Genomic DNA, 23,189 nt, shown 5'->3' with positions numbered 1-23,189 from the left:
CCGCGGGCGGGGGAGTCCTTCCCCCGCCCTTGTTTCAGCTGCGTGAAGGCTGCCCGGCCGCCGCCAACCGCCGATCGGCGCGCAACGCCAGCCCGGTGCGCAGCAGCAGCGCCAACATCAGCAGCAGTTCCAGCGCCAATGCCGCCAGCAAAGCATGCAGGTAGTCGCCCGGCGACACGTGCAGCACCTGCACCAGCACCGTCCCCAACAGAATCGGCCCCAGCCCCAGCGACGTCTGTTGCACCGTCGCCAGCAGGGCGCTGCCGGAACCGGCATGCTCGACCGGCACGTCCGCCAGACCAATACGGAAGAAGCCGCTGACGATCAGCGCCTGACCGGCGCCAATCAGCAGCGTCGCCGGGATCAAATTGAGAATGCCCGGCTGCGGCCACACCAGCAGCATGGTCAGCATCAGCGCCAACAGCCCGCCGATCTGGATCAGGCAGCCAAGCAGCAGCGCGCGCACCTTGCCGATATGCTCGATCACCGTGCTGCTCAGCAGTGAGGAGATAAAATAGGCCACCCCGAGCGCAATAAACGCATTGCCCGACTGGAAGGCGTTCAGCTGCGCGCCCGCCTGCAGCGTCAGCGCCATCACAAACATAAAGCCGCTCCAGCAGGAGAAAAACAAAATAGCGATGGTCAGCCCGAATCTGACGCTCGCCAGCCGCAGCAGCGCCGGCGGCAGCAGCGGGAAGTTATTGCGCCGTTCCTGCCGCAGCTCCACGCGCCACAGCTGCAGCAACAGCGGCCCGCTAAGCGCCAGCAACGCCAGACACGGCCACGGCCAGTGCCACACCGGCCCCAGCGCCAGCGGAAACAGCAGGCAGACGATGGTCAGCGCCAGCAGTAAAGTGCCGGGCCAGTCGATACTGACCGGCCGCTCCGCGCGCGTGTCCGGCACCCAGCGATGGGCGCAGGCCAGCACCAGCGCGCACAGCGGAATATTGATCAAAAAGACGCTGCGCCAGCCGTAGCCGGCGATATTCAGTGAAATCAGCAACCCGCCCAGCACCTGGCCGATGATAAACGCCAGCCCGCCGATGCCGCCGTACAGGGCCATCGCCCGGGCGTGCTCGCGTCCGCGCAGGCAAACGTGAATGGTCGCCATAATCTGCGGCACAATCATCGCCGCGCCGACGCCCTGCAGCGTACGCGCCACCAGCAGCAGCCAGACCGAGTTCGCCAGGCCGCACATCAGCGAGGCCACGGCGAACAGCCGCACGCCCCATAAAAACAGACGTCTGCGCCCCAGGTTATCCCCCATGCGGCTGCCCATCGCCAGACAAACGGCAAACGCCACGCCGTAAACCGCGACGATCAGCTCCAGCTGCGTCGGACTGGCGTGCAGCGACTGCGCCATCGCGTCCAGCCCGACGTTGACGATGGAAAAGTCGATCATCGGCAACAGCTGCCCCGCCAATAAAATTATCAATCCCGCACGGCCCAGACCGGCCGCGGATGATGGTGTGCTCATCGTGTCCTACCCTTGTATCAAACCAGGAATGTGACTAGCATCACCATTAAATTAAACGGGTACCAGTTCTTGATTATCATGGTATAAAAACTACCGGTCTTATTGCGCAGGGAAACTATTTATGTCTGAAACCATATCCCCGTTCGACGCCGGACAGGCAGATAACCGCAAGCAGCTGGGCGCCTTTTTGCGCGCGCGCCGCGAAAGCCTGGACCCGAACCGGCTGGGCCTGCCGCGTATGCGCCAGCGCCGCACGCCCGGCCTGCGCCGGGAGGAAGTGGCGCAGCTGGCCGACGTCGGCATTACCTGGTACACCTGGCTGGAACAGGGCCGGGCGATCCAGGCCTCGGCGAAAACGCTGAGCGCCATCGCCCACGCGCTGCAGTGCAACGAGGCGGAAACCCACCACCTGTTCAGACTGGCGGGGCAAAGTCTGCCGGCCGGCGCCCGCCACGACGGCTGTGAAAAGCTGTCGCCCTACGGGCAGCGGCTGCTGGATCAGCTCGATCCGCTGCCGGCGATCATCTCTAACGCACGTTTTGATATTCTCGGCTTTAACCGCGCCTACTGTCTGCTGATGGGCGTCGATCTGGCTACGCTGCCGCCGGAGGATCGTAACTGTATCTATCTGGCGTTCACCCACGAGCAGTGGCGCGCCAGCCAGCTGGACTGGGACGATATCATGCCGAAAATGGTGGCGCTGTTCCGCGCGCAGATGGCGGAACATCTGGGCGATCCGGTCTGGGAGCAGCAGCTAGCCCGCTATCTGTCGGTCTCGGAGGATTTTCGCGCGCTGTGGGAGCGGCATGAGGTACGCAGCATCGATAACAACGTCAAACGCTTCCTCCACCCGCAGGTCGGGGAAATGAGTCTGCGGCAGAATAACTGGTGGTCGGCGCCGCGCAACGGCGACCGGATGCTGGTGTATATACCGGCGGATGAGCAGAGCGAGCGCCGCCTGCAACTGCTGACCGGCGGCGCGGAGTAACGGCGGGCACAGGCCCGCGCGGTTAACGCTGGATCAGGTAGCGGATGGTCGGCCCGTCCTGCTGGATATCCAGCACCGTGTAGCCGTGGTTGCGCGCATCGAGCGGGATGTTATTGATCGACTGCGGGCAATCGCTGATCACCTCCAGGATTTCGCCGGCTTTCAGCTGTGGCATCGCTTCCAGCGTCGCCACCGCCGGGTACGGGCACGGCTCACCCAGCATATCCAGACGGTAATCCGGCACTATCGTTTGTTGCATCATCACATACTCCTCGCACTAACCTGTTCTGCCCGCGCCTTGGCGCGGAAAAAGCGTTTCTCCCACCACAGCATGGCGACCAACGCCAACGCCAACAGCAGGTAAGTCACCAGCAGCCCGCCCGTCGGACCGAATACCTCCAGCAGGTTGACCTTGTCATAGTCGGTGGCCAGCGACGGCGCCAGCGCATCCCAGTAGTAGGCCAGCAGCGTCGCGCCGATGATATTGCCCAGCCCGACCCACCAGTAGTGCACCTGCCCTTCCACCGCGCGGTACATCCAGCCGGTCTCGCAGCCGCCGGCCAGCACGATGCCGAAGCCGAACAGCAGGCCGCCAATCAGCGCGTTCGGCCCGGCCCACATGATTTTGGGCGCCACGCCCAGCTGCACATAGCTGAAGATGCCGATGGCGCTGACCGCCATGCCTAAAATAATCGCCCGCGCCATATGGGTACGGCCGGTGATCCACAGATCGCGAAACGCCGAGGTGAAGCAAATCTGCGCCCGTTCGATCAGCAGGCCGAAGGCGATGCCGAACAGCATGGCGATGCCCAGCTTCGGCGCATCAAACAGCGTCCACAGCGACCAGGCCGTCATCAACAGGAAGATAACCATCCCCAGACGGAAACGGCGGCGCGCCTGCTGCGGCAGCTGGGTCAGCGGCGCGGCGGCCTGCACTTTCTGCAGTTTTACCGGCACGCGGAACAGCGGCAGCAGGGTAAATTTGGCGCCAAAGTAAGAGCCGACGGCGGTCGCCAGCGCAAACAGCCAGGCGTGCAGCGAAAACTGCGGAATACCGGTAAAAAATGCCGCCAGGTTGCAGCCCATCGCCAGGCGCGCGCCGAAACCGGCGATAATGCCGCCCAGCAGCGCCTGCACAATGCGAATGCGGTGCTGCGGCCGGCGCAGCTTGATGTTGTTGGCCCACAGCGCGGCGGCAATGCAGCCGGCGAACATGCCGATAATCATCCGGCCGTCGATGCGCGTCAGCGGCGTGCCTTCCAGGCCAATCACTTTGAAATACGCCCACTGTTCGGGATGCAGCCCCAGCCATTGCAGAACGTGGCCGCCCCAGCGGGTAAATTCCCCGGTGACCGCCCAGAAGGTACCGGTCAGGCCAAAGTAATAAGTGGCCAGCAGACCGGCGGCGATCACCGCCGGCAGCGGCGCCCAGAAACGCACTAGATAGTCAGTTTTAAATTGTTGCCAGTTCACGGCATCCCCTGTCCGTTAAATCATTAAGAAAAACCTTGTAAATGATACGCCATCCGGCGCGGAAAGGCAGATTGCAGGCATAAAAAAACCAGCCCGCAGGCTGGTTTGGTCATGGATTGGCTAATCCTTACTTATGCATCGCCGAAACGACGACGTGGTGCGCGCTCGCGGCTGGCGTTGCCGCCACGACGCTCGCCGTTGCCGGCTGCGTTGCCGCCTTCACGACGTTCACCGAAAGAACGACGTGGGCCGCCTTCACGGCGCTCACCGTTGAACGGACGACGGTTGCCGCCGTCGCGACGTTCGCGGCGCTCGTGCGGCTGTGCATCGCCCAGCAGCTGCATGTTCATCGGCTTGTTCAGAATGCGGGTGCGAGTGAAGTGATTCAGGATCTCGCCCGGCATGCCTTTTGGCAGCTCGATGGTGGAGTGGGAGCCAAACAGCTTGATGTTACCGATGTAACGGCTGCTGATGTCGCCTTCGTTGGCGATAGCGCCCACGATATGACGCACTTCAACACCGTCATCACGGCCCACTTCAATGCGGTACAGCTGCATTTCACCAACGTCACGACGTTCACGACGCGGACGGTCGCCGTCACGACGGTCGCCGCGGCGGTCGTCACGATCGTTGAACTCACGTGGTTTACGCGGCTTGAAGACCGGATCCGGCGGCAGGATCAGCGGGCGTTCGCCCTGCGCCATTTTCAGCAGCGCGGCGGCCAGCGTTTCCATGTCCAGCTCTTCTTCCGGCTGCAGTTTAGCCAGCAGTGCACGGTACATATCCAGATCGCTGCTTTCCAGCTGCTGCTGAACTTTAGCGGCGAATTTTTCCAGACGGCGTTTGCCCAGCAGTTCTGCGTTCGGCAGTTCTACTTCCGGAATGGTCAGCTTCATGGTGCGCTCGATGTTGCGCAGCAGGCGGCGTTCGCGGTTTTCCACGAACAGCAGCGCGCGACCGGCGCGACCGGCGCGGCCGGTACGACCGATACGGTGAACGTAAGATTCTGCGTCCATCGGGATATCGTAGTTAACCACCAGGCTGATACGCTCAACGTCCAGACCACGCGCCGCCACGTCGGTGGCGATCAGAATATCCAGGCGGCCGTCTTTCAGGCGCTCCAGGGTCTGCTCACGCAGCGCCTGGTTCATGTCGCCGTTCAGCGCGGCGCTGCTGTAGCCGTTACGCTCCAGCGCTTCCGCCACTTCCAGCGTGGCGTTTTTGGTGCGCACGAAGATAATCGCCGCATCAAAGTCTTCCGCTTCCAGGAAACGCACCAGCGCTTCGTTTTTACGCATGCCGTACGCCGTCCAGTAGCTCTGGCTGATGTCCGGACGGGTGTTGATGCTGGACTGAATGCGCACTTCCTGCGGCTCTTTCATAAAGCGGCGGGTGATGCGGCGAATCGCTTCCGGCATGGTGGCGGAGAACAGCGCGGTCTGATGTTCAGCCGGGATTTCCGCCATGATGGTTTCAACGTCTTCGATAAAGCCCATGCGCAGCATTTCGTCGGCTTCATCCAGCACCAGACCGCTCAGGTTGGAGAGGTTCAGGGTGCCGCGTTTCAGGTGGTCCAGCAGACGGCCTGGCGTACCCACCACGATTTGCGGGCCTTGACGCAGGGCGCGCAGCTGTACGTCGTAACGCTGGCCGCCATACAGGGCCACAACGTTCACGCCGTTCATATGTTTGGAGAAATCGGTCATCGCTTCGGCAACCTGCACCGCCAGTTCGCGGGTTGGCGCCAGCACCAGGATTTGTGGCGCCTTCAGGGAAGCGTCGATATTGTGCAGCAGCGGCAGCGAGAACGCCGCAGTCTTGCCGCTGCCGGTTTGTGCCATACCCAGCACATCGCGGCCGTTCAACAGGTGAGGAATACACTCAGCCTGAATAGGTGATGGCTTAACATAGCCCAGGTCGTTCAGAGCAGAAATGATCGGAGCAGACAGCCCCAGGTCAGCAAAAGAGGTTTCAAGCTCAACAGTCATGTACACGTGCCTCATTAATAATGGCTGCCAGTCTACATAACTCATCGCGAAAATTTTCAGTCATTTTCATTGAAAAGTGTGAACCGGCTCAAATTAGATTATAAAACGAACAAAAAAGCCCTCACCCGTTAAGGCGATAGCGATGGCAAAACGCCATGGTCTATCCGGCTGATATAAGTGTTCGTCAGCTATTGCTGGTCCGATTCCGATAGGTCGTCTTGTTCTTGGCCCAAAAGCGCCAATTCCAACAATGCATAGCGGTGCTCAACAAAGTTATGAACGTTGTTAGCGACCGTCAGTTTGAACAACGCCGAAGCGGAGTTCTTGTCCCCCAGACTCAGGTAGTGTTTACCCAAATAGAAGTCAGTTTCACTGAGATGCTCAGCGAGCGAAGTGTTATCCGTTGCATCTGCCTTGAGGCGTTCCATCAGCGTGTTTTCGCTGATATCGCCCAGGTAGAATTCGACAATATTCCATCCCCATTGCCCTCTGTCCGCTTTGTCATAACGCTGCTGGAGCGCGCTGACGGCCATCTTGGGATCGATTTCTCTTTCCACCAGGTACAGCCATAACGAACGGAAGGGATCGTTTGGGTCGTCTTGATAAAACGCCTGCAGATCATCCTGCGCCAACGGGAAGCGGCCGCCATAGTACAGTGCGATGCCCCGGTTTAAACGCGCGTAATTGTAAGTTGGATCAAGCTCTAGTACAGAATCAAACGCTTCATAGGCAGCATCAAAATTGCCTGCCTGCGTTAAGTAAATGCCCAGGTAGTTGAAAACTTCCGGCATATCAGGACGTATCGCCAGCGCTTGTGAAAAATCATTGCGCGCCAGTGCACGTAGCCCGAGGCTATCATACAGCACACCGCGCTCATATAAAAGCTGTGCGCGTTCATCGTCCGTCAGTGCCCGGCTGGCAAGAATTTGTTCCATGCGCGCCAGGATCACTTCCTGCTGCAGCGTTGGCTGCAACGGGATCGCCAAAACTTCGTCTTTACGCCAATCATTGTTGCTGCATCCTGCCAGCATGAGCGCTGTCGCAACGTAACACCAGCGTAAGAAAAGCTTCATTTCCCACTCCCGCAGACAAACATTGGATAACGTCCTGTCCTCCGCTTGCTAAAACGCGGATATCCTACCCGCGCGTATACGGACAGCCCCCGCCCTGCGGCGGGGAACTGTCAAAACTGTGTTACAGTTATTCTGCTTCAGGCGCAGCAGGAGCCGCCTCTTCAGAGGCAGTGGCTTCCTTGATGCTCAGGCGCACGCGGCCCTGGCGATCAACTTCCAGCACCTTAACCGGCACTTCCTGGCCCATCTGCAGATAGTCGGTCACTTTCTCAACGCGCTTGTCAGCGATCTGAGAAATGTGCACCAGACCTTCTTTACCGCCGCCGATGGCCACGAAGGCGCCGAAGTCAACGATACGGGTTACTTTACCCTGGTAGATACGGCCAACTTCGATCTCAGCGGTGATCTCTTCAATACGACGAATGGCGTATTTCGCTTTCTCACCGTCGGTCGCTGCGATTTTCACTGTACCATCATCTTCGATTTCAATGGTAGTGCCAGTCTCTTCGGTCAGCGCACGGATCACGGAGCCGCCTTTACCGATCACATCCTTAATCTTGTCCGGATTGATCTTCATGGTATGGATACGCGGTGCGAACTGAGAGATATCGCCGCGCGGCGTGCTGATCGCCTGTTCCATAACGCCCAGAATGTGCAGACGCGCACCCTTGGCCTGGTTCAGAGCCACCTGCATGATTTCGCGGGTGATGCCTTCAATTTTAATATCCATCTGCAGCGCGGTGATACCGTCACGGCTACCGGCCACTTTGAAGTCCATGTCGCCCAGGTGGTCTTCGTCACCCAGAATGTCTGACAGTACCACAAAGTTGTCGTCTTCTTTTACCAGACCCATGGCGATGCCCGCAACCGCTGCCTTGATCGGCACGCCTGCGTCCATCAGCGCCAGAGAGGCGCCACAGACGGAAGCCATGGAAGAAGAACCGTTGGATTCAGTGATCTCGGACACCACGCGAACGGTGTACGGGAAATCTTCCGGTTTAGGCATCATAGCCAATACGCCGCGTTTCGCCAGGCGACCGTGACCAATTTCACGACGCTTCGGTGAACCGACCATGCCGGTTTCGCCCACGGAGTACGGAGGGAAGTTGTAGTGGAACAGGAAGCTGTCGGTCTTTTCGCCCATCAGCTCATCCAGGTTCTGCGCGTCGCGTGCGGTGCCCAGGGTGGCGGTAACCAGCGCCTGCGTTTCGCCACGGGTGAACAGCGCGGAGCCGTGGGTACGCGGCAGTACGCCGGTGCGCACGTCCAGACCACGGATCATGTCTTTTTCACGGCCGTCGATACGCGGCTCGCCACGCAGTACGCGGCTACGCACCACGTTTTTCTCCAGATCGCTCAGCGCGTCCTGGATATCTGCGGCGTCCAGCGTCTCGTCCTGCTCCAGCAGCGCGGCGGTGACGTCTTCTTTGATGGCGTCAACCTGTGCGTAACGATCCTGCTTCTCAGTGATCTGGTAAGCATCGCCCAGACGGCTCTGCGCCAGCTCGGCTACGCGCGCCTGCAGCGCTTCGTTAACCGGAGTCGGCTGCCAGTCCCACTTAGGTTTGCCCACTTCGGCAACCAGTGAGTTGATGTTGTCGATAACCACCTGCTGCTGCTCGTGGCCGAACACCACGGCGCCCAGCATCTGATCTTCGCTCAGCACTTCGGCTTCAGATTCAACCATCAGCACTGCGCCGGCGGTACCGGCAACCACCAGGTCCAGACGGCTCTCTTTCAGCTCGTCAACGGTCGGGTTCAGCACGTACTGGTCATTGACATAACCCACGCGCGCCGCGCCGATTGGGCCGTTGAACGGAATGCCGGACAGGCTCAGCGCGGCGGAGGCGCCGATCATCGCCACGATATCCGGGTTAACCTGCGGGTTAACGGAAACCACGGTCGCGATCACCTGCACTTCGTTCAGGAAGTGGTCCGGGAACAGTGGGCGGATTGGACGGTCAATCAGACGGGAAGTCAGGGTTTCGCCTTCGCTCGGACGGCCTTCACGACGGAAGAAGCTGCCCGGGATACGACCGGCGGCGTAGGTACGCTCCTGATAGTTAACGGTCAGCGGGAAGAAGCTCTGGCCTGGTTTGGCTTTTTTCTGGCCCACGACGGTAACGAATACGGCGGTGTCGTCCATGCTTACCATGACGGCGGCCGTCGCCTGACGCGCCATCATACCGGTCTCGATGGTGACGGTATGCTGGCCATACTGGAATTTGCGAATAGTCGGTGTCAGCAAAATTTTATCCTTAGATGTGGCGCGCAATCACCTCGACGGCTCGGCGCGCCAGTGAATCACTGACCTTCTCACTACATCCTCGCGACTAATGACAACCCTTATTCACCTGGCGGAATAAAGTCTCTCATTAGCCGCGCGAACCTCTGTAACGGAAGATCCTCGTTAGTACATTAACCTGATTTACTTATGCTTCCTAGAAGAAAGGGGCCAAAATAGGCCCCTTTCCACTGAAACTGGTTCGATTAGCGACGCAGGCCCAGACGCTCGATCAGGCTGGTGTAACGTGCTACATCTTTACGCTTCAGGTAGTCCAGCAGCTTACGACGCTGAGAAACCATACGCAGCAGACCACGACGGCTGTGGTGATCTTTTTTGTGCTCGGAGAAGTGGCCTTGCAGATGGTTAATCTGCGCGGTCAGCAGGGCAACCTGAACTTCGGTAGAACCGCTGTCGTTAGTACCACGACCGAAATCAGCTACGATTTTAGCTTTAGCTTCAACACTTAGAGACATTGTAATACTCCAAATTATAGATAAAAAATGCAGGCGCCGATCTCTAATTCAGCAGCCCGATAATTGAGCCATGCCCCTCAAGCGAGAGTCATGGCCCAAGCTGCGTCATTCTACTCTTAGCGCAGAACGATCGCAAGATGAGGCGTTTTTCGCCGATCAGTCGAAATGCTCGACAACCAGACGCTTAGGCGCCACACGACCGTCGTCGGCAATCTCGCCGACGCCGATAAACTTATGCGCGTCGCCTTCGGTGATGCGCACCATGCCGGAGTCCGGCGCGCCGGCGGCCTGCACCGGCTGGCCCTGCTTGACGTAGCCGGCCACCGCCGGCAGCAGGTTCACTTCCGGGAAGTCGGCGCACGGGCTGTCCATCGGCATCAGCAGCGGATCGAGCAGCTCGCCCGGCGCTATGCCTTCGGCCTGCGCCTGCTCCAGCAGCGCGTTCAGCTGCTCCAGCGTCACCATCCGTTCGATCGGGTACTTCGCCACCTGCAGACGGCGCAGATAAATCACGTGCGCGCCGCAGCCCAGCAGTTCGCCCAGGTCGTCGGTAATGGTGCGGATATAGGTGCCTTTGGAGCAGTGAACTTCCAGCTCCAGCTCATCACCTTCCCAGCGGATAAACTTCAGCTCGTAGACCGTAATGCTGCGCGCTTCGCGCGGCACTTCAATGCCCTGACGCGCATATTCGTACAGTTTTTTACCCTGATACTTCAGCGCGGAGTACATCGACGGCACCTGCTGGATATCGCCGCGGAAGGTCTCCAGCGCTGCATCAAGCTGCTGTTGGGTGATATTCACCGGGCGTTCCTGCACGATCTGACCGTCCGCGTCCGAGGTGTCGGTACGCTGCCCCAGGCGGGCAATCACCCGATAGCGCTTGTCGGAATCCAGCAGGAACTGGGAAAACTTGGTGGCTTCCCCCAGGCAGATCGGCAGCATGCCGGTCGCCAGCGGGTCGAGCGCGCCGGTATGGCCCGCACGGTTGGCGTTATAGCAACGCTTTACTTTTTGCAGCGCGTCGTTGGAGGACAGGCCCTGCGGCTTGTCCAGCAACAGCACGCCGTGGATATCGCGGCCGCGGCGACGAGGGCGACTCATTAAGCCTCCTCGTCATCGCCTGATGCGGAGCGACGCTCGGCATCATTTTTCACCACGTTGCTCACCAGGTTGGACATACGCATGCCTTCAACCAGCGAGTTGTCGTACGCGAAGGTCAGCTCCGGCACCACGCGCAGGCGCATCGCCTTGCCCAGCAGCGTGCGGATATAGCCGGACGCGTCCTGCAACGCCTTAACGCCCTTGTTCACCAGATCGGGATCGTGGTTTTCCGTCAGCACGTTGAGGAAGGTAACGTAAACTTTGGCGTACGCCAGGTCGCGGGAAATTTCAACGCCGGAAACGGTCGCCATGCCTACGCGCGGATCTTTGATTTCACGCTGCAGAATGATCGCAATCTCTTTCTGCATCTCTTGCGCGACGCGCTGGCCGCGGCTGAATTCTTTTGCCATGTTATTTTCTCCAGACAAATCGGGGGGCACAAAGGCCCCCCAGAACAGATTAAGCAGATGTGCAACCGTTAATCGATGGTGCGCTGGATCTCGATGATTTCGAAGACTTCGATCATGTCGCCAACGCGCACGTCGTTGTAGTTCTTCACGCCGATACCACATTCCATGCCGTTACGGACTTCGTTAACGTCATCTTTGAAGCGACGCAGGGATTCCAGCTCACCTTCATAGATAACCACGTTGTCGCGCAGGACGCGGATTGGGTTGTGACGCTTGATGTTGCCTTCGGTAACCATACAGCCGGCGATAGCGCCAAATTTCGGTGATTTGAACACGTCACGCACTTCGGCCAGGCCGATAATCTGCTGTTTGTACTCAGGTGCCAGCATGCCGCTCATCGCCTGCTTCACTTCGTCAATCAGGCTATAGATGACGGAGTAGTAACGCAGATCCAGGCTTTCTGCTTCGATCACGCGGCGCGCAGAAGCGTCGGCACGCACGTTGAAGCCCAGGATGATGGCGTTGGATGCCGCAGCCAGCGTCGCGTCGGTTTCGGTGATGCCACCTACGCCGGAGCCGACAATCTTCACCTTCACTTCGTCGGTGGACAGCTTCATCAACGCATCGCTGATCGCTTCGCAAGAGCCCTGTACGTCGGACTTCAGCACGATGTTCAGCTCGGAAACCTCACCGTCGGTCATGTTGGAGAACATGTTTTCCAGTTTGGATTTCTGCTGACGCGCCAGTTTGACTTCGCGGAATTTGCCCTGACGGTACAGCGCCACTTCACGCGCTTTCTTCTCGTCACGCACCACGGTCGCTTCATCACCCGCCGCCGGAACGCTGGACAGACCCAGAATTTCCACCGGGATGGATGGGCCGGCTGAGGTCACTTCACGACCCAGCTCGTCGCGCATCGCACGCACGCGGCCGTATTCGAAGCCACACAGGACGATATCGCCTTTATTCAGCGTACCTTCCTGTACCAGCACGGTCGCTACCGGACCGCGGCCTTTATCCAGGAAGGATTCGATGACCACGCCGCTCGCCATACCGGTGCGCACCGCTTTCAGTTCAAGAACTTCAGCCTGCAGCAGGATAGCGTCCAGCAGCTCATCGATGCCGGTGCCCGCTTTCGCAGATACGTGGACGAACTGCGCTTCACCGCCCCACTCTTCCGGCATGACGCCGTACTGGGACAGTTCGTTCTTCACGCGCTCAGGATCGGCTTCCGGCTTGTCAATCTTGTTGACCGCCACCACCAGTGGCACCTTGGCCGCTTTCGCGTGCTGGATAGCCTCGATGGTCTGCGGCATCACGCCGTCGTCCGCCGCCACCACCAGAACCACGATATCGGTCGCCTGAGCACCGCGGGCACGCATGGAGGTAAACGCAGCGTGGCCCGGGGTATCCAGGAAGGTGATCATGCCGTTATCGGTTTCAACGTGGTAAGCACCGATGTGCTGGGTAATGCCGCCCGCTTCGCCCGATGCCACCTTGGTGGAACGGATGTAGTCCAGCAGAGAGGTTTTACCGTGGTCAACGTGGCCCATGATGGTCACGACCGGCGCACGCGGTTCAGCAGCAGCTGCACCGGTGTCGCGATCGCTCATCAGCGCTTCTTCCAGCTCGTTCTCACGACGCAGGATAACTTTGTGGCCCATCTCTTCGGCAACCAGCTGTGCGGTTTCCTGATCGATAACCTGGTTGATGGTCGCCATCGCGCCCAGCTTCATCATGGTTTTGATAACCTGAGAGCCTTTCACCGCCATCTTGTTGGCCAGTTCGGCCACGGTGATGGTTTCGCCGATCACTACGTCGCGGTTAACCACCTGAGCCGGCTTGTTGAAGCCCTGCTGCAGGGTGCTTGGCTTACGACGGCCCTTACCACCACGGGTAACGGCGCGCGCTTCTTCGCGATCCGCTTTGGATTCGGACAGCTTGCTGCCTTTCTTCTGCTTGGCGGATTTGCCGCCGCGGCTGCGGCTGCGGCGATCGCCTTCAACCTTGGCGTCGTTCTCATCTTCCGCGGCACGCGCGTGCTGGGAGGTGGTTACGTGGTAGTCAGCAGTCTCAGACTCGGAGGTTTTTTCAGCGGCTGCCCACTTCTCGCCGTTTTCTTCCGCCATGCGGCGCGCTTCTTCAGCAACGCGCTTGGCTTCTTCTTCCACCTTGCGGCGCACTTCTTCTTCAGCTTTACGCTTCAGTTCTGCGGCTTCGGCTTCGCGGCGCGCTTTTTCAGCCTGAGCTGGCTTGGTCATTTCGTCGGTTTGTTGATTGGTCACTTTTTCTTTTTCCGCTGCATCACGCTTAGCAATTTCTGCGGCCTCACGTTTGGCTTGCTCTTCGGCTGCGCGCTTCGCTTCTGCTTCGCGTTTGGCGAGTTCTTCCGCTTCGCGCCGTGCCTGCTCTTCCGCTTCACGCTGTGCCTGCTCTGCCGCTTCCGCCTGTTGAGCTTCTTGCGTATCGCGATTTACATAAGTGCGTTTCTTGCGGACCTCAATTTGCACCGATTTACTCTTACCGCCGGTGCTCGGGATATTCAAGGTGCTGCGCGTTTTACGCTGCAGCGTCAGTTTACCCGGCGCGCTGCCGTGCTCACGGTTCAGGTGCGCCAATAAGGTTTCTTTCTCTTGCTGGGTAACAGAGTCGGTTTCAGACTTGTTGATCCCTGCATCAGCAAACTGCTGTACCAGGCGATCAACCGGAGTCTGAATCTCTGCTGCCAGCGATTTTACGGTTACATCTGTCGTCATGCTGTTCCTTCCTGCTACAGTTATTACGCGTTGTCGCCAAACCAACAGATATTACGGGCGGCCATGATCAGCTCGCCGGCTTGCTCATCGTCAAGCCCTTCAATATCAGCCAGATCGTCAACACCCTGCTCGGCAAGATCTTCCAGCGTACAAACCCCACGCGCGGCCAGTTTAAAGGCCATGCTGCGCTCAAGCCCTGGCAGGTTGAGCAGGTCTTCAGCAGGCTTCTGGTCACCCAGGCTTTCTTCCTGAGCCAGTGCCAGCGTGGTCAATGCAGCTTTGGCGCGATCGCGCAACGCTTCAACCGTATCTTCATCCAGACCGTCGATTTCCAGCAGCTCATTGATTGGCACATACGCCAACTCTTCAAGCGTTGAGAAGCCTTCTTCGACCAGTACGGTGGCGAACTCTTCGTCGATATCAAGATACTTGGTGAAGGTATCAATGGCGGCATGAGCTTCGGCCTGGTGTTTGGCCTGCAGATCGTCCGCCGTCATCACGTTCAGTTCCCAGCCGCTGAGCTGAGAAGCCAAACGCACGTTTTGGCCGTTACGGCCGATCGCCTGTGCCAGATTGCTGGCTTCAACGGCAATATCCATAGTGTGCTTGTCTTCGTCCACCACGATAGAGGCGACGTCTGCCGGCGCCATGGCGTTGATCACGAACTGCGCAGGATTGTCGTCCCACAGCACAATATCAATACGCTCGCCGCCCAGTTCGCTCGATACGGCCTGAACGCGAGCACCGCGCATCCCCACGCAGGCGCCGACCGGGTCGATGCGCTTGTCGTTGGTTTTCACGGCAATTTTCGCACGGGAACCCGGATCGCGGGCCGCCGCTTTAATTTCGAGCACTTCTTCGCCGATTTCCGGCACTTCGATGCGGAACAGCTCAATCAGCATTTCCGGACGGGAACGGCTGACGAACAGCTGCGCGCCGCGCGCTTCAGGACGCACCGCATACAGTACGCCGCGGATGCGGTCGCCCGGACGGAAGTTCTCACGCGGCAGCATGTCTTCACGCAGGATCACGGCTTCCGCACTGGTGCCGCTGCCGTCGGAGGCTTTGATATCCAGGGAGATGTTGTCGCGGTTTACTTTTTTCACCACGCCGGTGATGATTTCGCCTTCGTGGCCGCGGAATGCGTCGACCACCATCGCACGCTCGGCTTCACGCACCTTCTGGACGATAACCTGCTTCGCGGTTTGGGTGGTGATGCGGTCGAAGGTCACGGATTCGATCTGATCTTCGATAAAACCGCCCAGCTCGATGCTCGGGTCTTCAAACTGCGCGGCTTCCAGCGTGATTTCACGCGTTGGCTGGGTCACTTCGTCTACGGCAACCCAACGGCGGAAGGTGTCGAAGTCGCCGGTTCTGCGATCGATGCTAACGCGAACGTCGATTTCCTGCTCGTATTTTTTCTTGGTTGCGGTGGCTAATGCGGTTTCCAACGCTTCAAAAATCTTCTCACGCGGAAGGGATTTCTCATTGGAAACTGCTTCAACAACAGCCAGAATCTCTTTATTCATCCTAGTTGCCTCATCCAAACTTTAAAAGTGGGGTACCAGATTCGCTTTCTGAATATTGCTCAGCGCGAACACTTCATCTTTCCCATCCACAGTAACCGTGATCATTTCGCCATCGACGGACTTGATGATGCCCTGCCATTTGCGACGGTTCTGTACCGCCATGCGCAGCACCATACTGACTTCTTCACCGAGGAAACGCGTGTAGTGTTCTGCGGTGAACATCGGGCGATCAAGGCCAGGAGAGGAGACTTCCAAGTTGTAAGCGACGGTGATCGGATCTTCAACGTCCAGCACCGCGCTGACCTGGTGGCTGACATCAGCACAATCATCAACATTGATGCCGTCATCACTATCAATATAGATGCGGAGCGTAGATTGGCGCGCACGAATAAATTCGATGCCTACAAGCTCAAAGCCCAACGCCTCTACCGGTGCCGACAGCATCTCTGTTAATTTTTGCTCTAACGTGGACAAGCCCACCCCCAAGACATAAAAAAAGGGCTAAATAGCCCAGTGATTCTGTTGCCAAATAACAAAAAACCCCGAAAAATCGGGGCTTTATGCAACTGGACCCTGTTTGCCGCGCTGCGGCTTCGGTACAACTTTCTGACAAGTGTCATTTTCAAATGTTGTTCGAGAAAAGCGGATTCAATCGAAATAGTGTATTTGAAAATAAACACTTCAAAGGAAAGTGGTTGCGGGGGCCGGATTTGAACCGACGACCTTCGGGTTATGAGCCCGACGAGCTACCAGGCTGCTCCACCCCGCGTCCGAAATCGTGGCAAATACTACGCTGATAATCGCAAAATTGCAAGTTATCTCTGGGATTTGGTACCGAGGATGGGACTCGAACCCACAAGCCCGTTAGGGCACTACCACCTCAAGGTAGCGTGTCTACCAATTCCACCACCTCGGTACTGATTCTTTTACTGCTACGGCCGTTGACGCCTGACATCAACCACCGTTTAAAACTTTTTTGCTGCTTACTGCGGGATATCGCTGCTCGGCTTGGCTGGTGCCGCCGGCGCGGTAGTCTGCTCGGTTTTCACCGGCTGACCGAGGTTTTCCCACTCGCTGCCTTTTTTGCTCTGGTTGCTGCTCAGGTTGCCCAGAATCAGGCTGATGACGAAGAACAGCGTCGCCAGCACGGCCGTCATGCGGGTCATGAAGTTACCGGAACCACTCGAACCGAACAATGTGCCAGATGCACCTGCTCCGAATGAGGCTCCCATATCAGCGCCTTTACCTTGCTGCAGCATGATCATAGCAACAAGCCCGATCGAAACCAGCAGGAAAATTACCAGAAGAGCTTCGTACATAGTCGTACCCGTATCCTTGCGGCATCACCGCGTGCCAAATGCTTCTCGCCCCATAAGCTTCTAGTCAGAAGTCGCAGACGTTATGTAAAACCGCCTATTGGAGCGGGTGTGAATACTAACCAAAGGCGTCACAGCGCGCAAGGGCAATTTACCGCCACCGGCGCGATTGCGGAAAAAAACAGCAACCCGCAGCCATTTACCCGCCCAAACGCACGGTTTGGGCGTTAACCGCCTGTTTTAACCTGCAGATTTCACCGCGTCGGCGATGCGGTTCGCCAGCTCGGTCACCTGTTTTTCGTCTTCGCCTTCCACCATCACGCGGATCAGCGGTTCCGTACCGGATTTGCGCAGCAGCACGCGACCGCGGCCGTTCAGTTCGGCCTCCACGCTTTTGGTGACGCTGACAACGTCGTCCGATTCCAGCGGGTTATGCTCGCCGGCAAAACGCACGTTCACCAACACCTGCGGCAGCAGCTGCATGCCGCTGCACAGGTCGTGCAAACTCATGCTGTTGCGCACCATGGCGGTCAGCACCTGCAGGCCGGCCACAATGCCGTCGCCGGTGGTGGTTTTATCCAGCAGGATCACGTGGCCGGAGTTTTCAGCGCCGATGCGCCAGCCCAGCTCCTGCAGTTTTTCCAGCACGTAGCGGTCGCCGACTTTGGCGCGGGCAAACGGAATGCCCAGCTGCTTCAGCGCCAGCTCCAGCCCCATGTTGCTCATCAGCGTGCCGACCGCACCGCCGCGCAGCTGGCCCTGACGCAGCCCTTCGCGCGCGATGATGTACAGGATCTGATCGCCGTCCACCTTGTTGCCCAGGTGATCCACCATCATCACCCGGTCGCCGTCGCCGTCAAACGCCAGGCCGACGTGGGCTTTTTCCGCCAGTACGCGCTCTTGCAGCTGGCGCACATCGGTCGCGCCGCACTTCTCGTTGATGTTCATGCCGTCCGGCTCGCAGCCGATGGCGATCACCTTGGCGCCCAGCTCGCGCAGCACGCTCGGCGCGATGTGGTACGTCGCCCCGTTGGCGCAGTCAACGACGATCTTCAGGCCCTTCAGGCTCAGTTCGCTGGGGAAGGTGCCCTTGCAAAATTCGATGTAGCGCCCGGCGGCGTCGATAATGCGGCTGGCTTTGCCCAGCTCGGCCGACTCTACGCAGGTCAGCGGCTTTTCCATCTCTGCTTCAATCGCCTCTTCCACATGATCCGGCAGTTTGGCGCCGTCGATGGAGAAGAACTTGATGCCGTTGTCGTAATACGGGTTATGCGACGCGGAAATCACGATGCCGGCCTCGGCGCGGAAGGTGCGCGTCAGGTAGGCGACTGCCGGCGTCGGCATCGGGCCGGTGAAGGACGCGGACAGGCCTGCGGCGGCCAAACCGGCCTCCAGCGCCGACTCCAGCATATAGCCGGAGATGCGGGTGTCCTTGCCGATGATGATTTTGCGTGAGCCATGGCGCGCCAGCACTTTACCCGCAGCCCAGCCGAGCTTAAGGACAAAATCCGGAGTAATCGGGCTGTCGCCGACCTTCCCACGAATGCCGTCGGTACCAAAATATTTACGCTCGCTCATGTCTCTACTGTCCCTTAGCTGAAAGTGTTGCCTCGACGACGCGCATCGCCTCGACGGTTTCTTTAACATCATGCACTCTGACAATCTGCGCGCCCTGCATCGCGGCAATCACCGCGCAGGCGACGCTGCCGATCGTCCGCTGTTCCGGCGGTACGTTCAGCAGTTGTCCAATCATCGATTTACGCGACATGCCGACCAGCAGCGGCAGGCCGAAATGATGAAATTCCGACAGTCGGGCCAGAAGCTGATAATTATGCGCTAAATTCTTACCGAAACCGAAGCCCGGGTCGAGTAACAATTTCTGTTTTGCTATGCCCGCCGCAGTACAGCGTGCAATATGCTGCTGGAAAAAGGCGTTCACCTCCCCCATCAGATCGTCATAATGCGGCGCCTGCTGCATGGTGCGCGGCTCACCCTGCATATGCATCAGGCATACCGGCAGCCCGCTGTCCGCCGCCGCCTCCAGCGCGCCAGGCTCCTGCAGAGAGCGCACATCGTTAATCAGGTGCGCGCCGGCGCTGGCCGACTCGCGGATTACGCCAGGCTTGGAGGTATCGACGGAAATAAAGACCTCAAAACGCCGGGCGATGGCCTCCACCACCGGCACCACCCGCTCGATCTCCTCTTCCTCGCTCACCTCCGCCGCACCGGGACGGGTTGACTCGCCGCCAACGTCGATCATGGTGGCGCCGGCGGAAATCAGCGCGTGGGCATGCAGTAAGGCGTCGTTCAGCGAATTGTGCCGTCCTCCGTCGGAGAACGAATCCGGAGTCACGTTGAGGATACCCATCACCCGAGGATGGGAGAGATCGAAAGTCATGTCGCGCACGGTTAATTGCATGAAGATTCCACCTTACTGTCTGTTGCTGATTCACTGCCGGGCGGGCAAAAGGGCCGGGCCGTCTGATACGGCGGCCTGGCGGTGGCCGATTATACGGCCGCGCCGCAGATGACGGGCGAAAAAAAACCCCGGCATGCCGGGGTTTGATGTTATTACACAGTCGATGTTACTTGTCGAGCTGTTCAGACAGAGGATTGCCTGGATTCGGCGTCCGCGGCTCATCAACCGGCGTCGGGGCTTTCGGGGTGCCGCCGTTGTCGGAGTTGTTGCCTTTGTTCGGATCGTCCCAGCCTGCCGGCGGACGGACGTCCTTGCGGTTCATCAAATCGTCAATCTGCGGCGCGTCGATGGTTTCATACTTCATCAGGGCATCTTTCATTGAATGCAGGATGTCCATGTTTTCCATCAACAGCGTGCGGGCACGCACGTAGTTGCGTTCGATCAGGGATTTCACTTCCTGGTCGATAATGCGCGCCGTTTCGTCCGACATGTGTTTCGCCTTGGCCACGGAGCGGCCCAGGAACACTTCGCCCTCTTCTTCCGCGTACAGCAGCGGCCCCAGCTTCTCGGAGAAGCCCCATTGGGTCACCATGTTGCGGGCGATGGAGGTCGCCACTTTAATGTCGTTCGATGCGCCGGTAGAGACGTGCTCTGCACCGTAAATAATCTCTTCCGCCAGACGACCGCCGTACAGGGTGGAGATTTGGCTCTCCAGCTTCTGACGGCTGGCGCTGATGGCATCGCCTTCAGGCAGGAAGAAGGTCACGCCGAGCGCACGGCCGCGCGGAATAATCGTCACTTTGTGCACCGGATCGTGCTCCGGCACCAGACGGCCGATAATGGCGTGGCCGGCTTCGTGGTACGCGGTCGACTCTTTCTGCGCTTCGGTCATCACCATGGAGCGACGTTCCGCACCCATCATGATTTTGTCTTTGGCCTTTTCGAACTCAACCATCGACACCACACGCTTGTTGCCGCGGGCGGCAAACAGCGCCGCTTCGTTGACCAGGTTGGCCAGATCCGCACCGGAGAAGCCCGGCGTACCGCGCGCAATCACGGAGGCGTCGATATCCGCCGCCAGCGGGACGCGGCGCATGTGCACCTTCAGAATCTGCTCACGACCACGCACATCCGGCAGACCAACCACCACCTGGCGGTCGAAACGGCCCGGACGCAGCAGCGCAGGGTCAAGCACGTCCGGACGGTTGGTCGCCGCGATGACGATGATGCCTTCGTTGCCTTCAAAGCCGTCCATCTCAACCAGCATCTGGTTCAGCGTCTGCTCACGTTCATCGTGACCGCCGCCCAGACCGGCGCCACGCTGGCGGCCGACGGCGTCGATTTCATCGATAAAGATGATGCACGGTGCGGCTTTTTTCGCCTGCTCGAACATATCACGTACGCGGGACGCGCCCACGCCGACAAACATTTCCACGAAGTCGGAACCGGAGATGGTAAAGAACGGCACTTTCGCCTCGCCGGCGATGGCTTTCGCCAGCAACGTTTTACCGGTACCCGGCGGGCCAACCATCAGCACGCCTTTCGGAATCTTGCCGCCCAGCTTCTGGAAACGGCTCGGTTCGCGCAGGTATTCAACCAGTTCGCTTACTTCTTCTTTTGCTTCGTCGCAGCCGGCGACATCGGCAAAGGTGGTTTTGATCTGATCTTCAGTCAGCATACGGGCCTTGCTCTTGCCGAAGGACATCGCGCCCTTACCGCCGCCGCCCTGCATTTGCCGCATAAAGAAGATCCAGACCCCGATCAGCAACAGCATCGGGAACCATGAAATAAAGATAGAAGCCAGCAAACTCGGCTCTTCCGGCGGTTCACCGACAACTTTCACATTCTTCGTCAGTAACGTATCCAACAGCTTGGGATCGTTGACGGGGATATAAGTCGTGTATCGGTTACTATCTTTCTTGGTAACGTTGATCTCACGTCCGTTAATTCGCGCTTCGCGAACCTGATCCTGGGTCAGTTCGGACATGAAGGTAGAGTAATCCACCCTACGGCCATTCGACTCGCTGGGCCCAAAGCTCTGGAATACGGACATCAGCACAACTGCGATGACCAGCCAGAGAATTAGGTTTTTCGCCATGTCACTCAAGGGATTAACCTCATATTACAACTGTGTTAACAAACAGCGTTAGGGTACTACAGTTTGCGCCCTGTCGCTACAATGTACACTTCACGCGAACGAGCGCGCGAAGCGTCTGGCTTACGAATCTTAACCTTCGTAAACAGGGAGCGAATTTCCCGTAGGTACTCGTCAAAGCCATCTCCCTGGAACACCTTCACCAGGAAACTTCCGCCTGGTGCGAGGACATCACGACACATTTCCAGTGCTAATTCCACCAGATACATCGATCTTGGAATATCGACCGCCGGGTTGCCACTCATATTCGGGGCCATATCGGACATGACCACCTGAACCTTCTTTTCACCTACGCGATCCAGCAGCGCCTTCAGCACCAGTTCATCACGAAAATCTCCCTGGAGGAAATCGACGCCGACGATAGGATCCATCGGTAAAATATCACAGGCGATAATTCGCCCAGAACCGCCGATCTGGGTAACGACATACTGCGACCAGCCGCCTGGCGCCGCCCCCAAATCAACCACCGTCATACCCGGTTTAAACAGCTTGTCGCTCTGCTGTATTTCATCCAGTTTAAACCAGGCGCGCGAGCGCAGCCCTTTTTTCTGCGCCTGCTGCACATATTTGTCGCTAAAGTGTTCCTGAAGCCAGCGGCTAGAACTGGCCGAACGCTTTTTACCTGTCATCGAGTTTCCAACTATCCTAAAAAGAGACTTATGCCAAGTTCGCTGCTCATATTGCCATCACGGTGCAAGACCGATTTGGTGATACCCATGAGATGGCGGTAGAATGTACCGTTTTCAATCCCAACTTAAGCAAAAAAGACAATGAATCTGAATAATAAACAAAAACAGCACCTGAAAGGCCTGGCGCATCCGTTAAAACCGGTCGTGATGCTGGGCAATAACGGTCTCACCGAAGGGGTGCTGGCTGAAATTGAGCAGGCGCTGACGCATCATGAGCTGATCAAAGTGAAAATCGCGACGGAAGATCGCGAAACCAAAGCTTTGATCGCTGACGCCATCGTGCGTGAAACAAAAGCCTGCAACGTACAGATTATCGGTAATACCCTTATTCTTTACCGCCCTTCTGAAGAGCGCAAGATCAGTCTACCGCGTTAAGTGTCGTCACTTTAACGAAAAGGTGCCATGCACCTGCACCTGATAAAAGGCCGCCACGCGGCCTTTTTCCTTTCTTTACAAAACCCTGCTTAACTTCTGAACAACCGCGGCCGATCAGAGGTATTCCACCTTCAGGATTTCGTATTCCACATCGCCGCCCGGCGTTTTAATCACCACCACGTCGTCTTGTTCTTTACCGATTAAACCACGCGCCATCGGGGAGTTTACCGAAATCAGATTTTTCTTGAAGTCGGCCTCGTCGTCACCCACGATGCGGTAGGTCACTTCGTCTTCGGTATCCAGGTTCATCACCGATACCGTCGCGCCGAAAATCACCCGGCCGTTATTCGGCATTTTGGTGACGTCGATCACCTGCGCGTTCGACAGCTTGGCTTCAATTTCCTGAATTCGTCCTTCGCAGAACCCCTGCTGCTCGCGCGCCGCATGGTACTCCGCGTTTTCTTTCAGATCGCCGTGTTCACGCGCTTCCGCGATGTCCGCAATGATTTTCGGACGGCGGACGCTTTTCAAATATTCCAGTTCTTCGCGCAATTTCTCTGCGCCAAACAGGGTCATCGGAATCTGTTGCATAATTTCACTACCTCTAAATCTTTCCTGTTCAAATAGCCGTCATCCTGACGTATTCGTATGAAAACACGGATGGCTATCGCCAGCCGCCT

At 58.1% G+C, this 23,189-nt stretch carries 21 protein-coding genes and 2 tRNA genes; 2 read left to right on the top strand and 21 right to left on the bottom strand.

Annotated elements, in window-relative coordinates; translation table 11 throughout:
- Positions 1–34: 34 nt before the first annotated feature.
- Complete coding sequence (locus tag I6G83_RS09100) at positions 35–1,477, bottom strand: MFS transporter (RefSeq protein ID WP_054304824.1); 1,443 nt, start codon at positions 1,475–1,477, stop codon at positions 35–37.
- A 121-nt stretch (positions 1,478–1,598) separates the two neighbouring features.
- On the opposite strand from I6G83_RS09100, the gene I6G83_RS09095 reads away from it, so the two are divergent.
- Positions 1,599–2,465 (top strand): helix-turn-helix transcriptional regulator, encoded by an 867-nt coding sequence (locus I6G83_RS09095; protein WP_054304823.1) that lies wholly within the window; start codon positions 1,599–1,601, stop codon positions 2,463–2,465.
- Between the two features lie 22 nt (positions 2,466–2,487).
- On the opposite strand, the gene yedF is transcribed toward I6G83_RS09095, so the two are convergent.
- From yedF to rlmE, 19 genes are all read right to left on the bottom strand, one after another.
- Positions 2,488–2,727 carry a sulfurtransferase-like selenium metabolism protein YedF gene (gene yedF / locus I6G83_RS09090; RefSeq protein WP_054304822.1) on the bottom strand — a complete coding sequence of 80 codons (240 nt, stop codon included), beginning with the start codon at positions 2,725–2,727 and terminating at the stop codon, positions 2,488–2,490.
- Positions 2,727–3,938, bottom strand: a complete 1,212-nt coding sequence (gene yedE / locus I6G83_RS09085) for a selenium metabolism membrane protein YedE/FdhT (protein WP_054304821.1) — start codon at positions 3,936–3,938, stop codon at positions 2,727–2,729. The genes yedF and yedE overlap by 1 nt, the downstream gene beginning before the upstream one ends.
- 131 nt (positions 3,939–4,069) lie before the next feature.
- A complete protein-coding gene (locus tag I6G83_RS09080; RefSeq protein ID WP_015670619.1) occupies positions 4,070–5,926 on the bottom strand; it encodes a DEAD/DEAH family ATP-dependent RNA helicase in 1,857 nt (618 codons plus the stop codon).
- A complete protein-coding gene (gene yrbN, locus I6G83_RS23720) occupies positions 5,916–5,990 on the bottom strand; it encodes a protein YrbN (protein ID WP_225365687.1) in 75 nt (24 codons plus the stop codon). The genes I6G83_RS09080 and yrbN overlap by 11 nt, the downstream gene beginning before the upstream one ends.
- 124 nt (positions 5,991–6,114) lie before the next feature.
- Complete coding sequence (gene nlpI, locus I6G83_RS09070; RefSeq protein WP_015670618.1) at positions 6,115–6,999, bottom strand: lipoprotein NlpI; 885 nt, start codon at positions 6,997–6,999, stop codon at positions 6,115–6,117.
- A 127-nt stretch (positions 7,000–7,126) separates the two neighbouring features.
- Positions 7,127–9,247: a polyribonucleotide nucleotidyltransferase gene (pnp, locus tag I6G83_RS09065; RefSeq protein WP_015670617.1), complete on the bottom strand. Its 2,121-nt coding sequence runs from the start codon at positions 9,245–9,247 to the stop codon at positions 7,127–7,129.
- A 242-nt stretch (positions 9,248–9,489) separates the two neighbouring features.
- Entirely contained in the window at positions 9,490–9,759 is a 270-nt protein-coding gene (gene rpsO, locus I6G83_RS09060; RefSeq protein ID WP_010279698.1) for a 30S ribosomal protein S15, read from the bottom strand.
- Between the two features lie 156 nt (positions 9,760–9,915).
- On the bottom strand, positions 9,916–10,860 hold the full coding sequence (truB, locus tag I6G83_RS09055; RefSeq protein ID WP_054304820.1) for a tRNA pseudouridine(55) synthase TruB: 945 nt from the start codon (positions 10,858–10,860) through the stop codon (positions 9,916–9,918).
- A complete protein-coding gene (gene rbfA / locus I6G83_RS09050; protein WP_015670615.1) occupies positions 10,860–11,270 on the bottom strand; it encodes a 30S ribosome-binding factor RbfA in 411 nt (136 codons plus the stop codon). Before rbfA ends, truB begins: the two co-directional genes overlap by 1 nt.
- Before the next feature lie 68 nt (positions 11,271–11,338).
- On the bottom strand, positions 11,339–14,026 hold the full coding sequence (infB, locus tag I6G83_RS09045; protein WP_054304819.1) for a translation initiation factor IF-2: 2,688 nt from the start codon (positions 14,024–14,026) through the stop codon (positions 11,339–11,341).
- 23 nt (positions 14,027–14,049) lie between these two features.
- Positions 14,050–15,555 (bottom strand): transcription termination factor NusA, encoded by a 1,506-nt coding sequence (gene nusA / locus I6G83_RS09040; RefSeq protein ID WP_054304818.1) that lies wholly within the window; start codon positions 15,553–15,555, stop codon positions 14,050–14,052.
- Between the two features lie 21 nt (positions 15,556–15,576).
- The gene (gene rimP / locus I6G83_RS09035; RefSeq protein ID WP_071823866.1) at positions 15,577–16,029 is read right to left on the bottom strand and encodes a ribosome maturation factor RimP; all 453 of its coding nucleotides are present in this window, start codon (positions 16,027–16,029) and stop codon (positions 15,577–15,579) included.
- A gap of 218 nt (positions 16,030–16,247) precedes the next feature.
- Positions 16,248–16,324, bottom strand: a tRNA-Met gene (locus tag I6G83_RS09030).
- Positions 16,325–16,384: 60 nt separating this feature from the next.
- Positions 16,385–16,471: transfer RNA gene (locus I6G83_RS09025), tRNA-Leu, on the bottom strand.
- Positions 16,472–16,538: 67 nt separating this feature from the next.
- Positions 16,539–16,874 carry a preprotein translocase subunit SecG gene (gene secG, locus I6G83_RS09020; RefSeq protein WP_015670611.1) on the bottom strand — a complete coding sequence of 112 codons (336 nt, stop codon included), beginning with the start codon at positions 16,872–16,874 and terminating at the stop codon, positions 16,539–16,541.
- 237 nt (positions 16,875–17,111) lie between these two features.
- Positions 17,112–18,449 (bottom strand): phosphoglucosamine mutase, encoded by a 1,338-nt coding sequence (gene glmM / locus I6G83_RS09015; protein WP_054307476.1) that lies wholly within the window; start codon positions 18,447–18,449, stop codon positions 17,112–17,114.
- A 4-nt stretch (positions 18,450–18,453) separates the two neighbouring features.
- The gene (folP, locus tag I6G83_RS09010; protein ID WP_054307475.1) at positions 18,454–19,290 is read right to left on the bottom strand and encodes a dihydropteroate synthase; all 837 of its coding nucleotides are present in this window, start codon (positions 19,288–19,290) and stop codon (positions 18,454–18,456) included.
- Between the two features lie 166 nt (positions 19,291–19,456).
- Positions 19,457–21,388, bottom strand: coding sequence for an ATP-dependent zinc metalloprotease FtsH (gene ftsH / locus I6G83_RS09005; RefSeq protein WP_015670608.1), 1,932 nt, complete (start codon positions 21,386–21,388; stop codon positions 19,457–19,459).
- A gap of 56 nt (positions 21,389–21,444) precedes the next feature.
- Positions 21,445–22,074, bottom strand: coding sequence for a 23S rRNA (uridine(2552)-2'-O)-methyltransferase RlmE (gene rlmE / locus I6G83_RS09000; RefSeq protein WP_015670607.1), 630 nt, complete (start codon positions 22,072–22,074; stop codon positions 21,445–21,447).
- Positions 22,075–22,215: 141 nt separating this feature from the next.
- Between rlmE and yhbY the strand changes: the two genes are divergently transcribed.
- The gene (gene yhbY / locus I6G83_RS08995) at positions 22,216–22,509 is read left to right on the top strand and encodes a ribosome assembly RNA-binding protein YhbY (protein WP_015670606.1); all 294 of its coding nucleotides are present in this window, start codon (positions 22,216–22,218) and stop codon (positions 22,507–22,509) included.
- Positions 22,510–22,623: 114 nt separating this feature from the next.
- Here yhbY and greA read toward each other — a convergent pair whose 3' ends face one another.
- A complete protein-coding gene (gene greA / locus I6G83_RS08990; RefSeq protein WP_054307474.1) occupies positions 22,624–23,100 on the bottom strand; it encodes a transcription elongation factor GreA in 477 nt (158 codons plus the stop codon).
- Between the last annotated feature and the right edge of the window lie 89 nt (positions 23,101–23,189).

This window comes from Serratia rubidaea, from assembly GCF_016026735.1.
Lineage (GTDB): Bacteria > Pseudomonadota > Gammaproteobacteria > Enterobacterales > Enterobacteriaceae > Serratia_B > Serratia_B rubidaea.
This window is presented reverse-complemented; position numbering and strand designations above follow the sequence as displayed.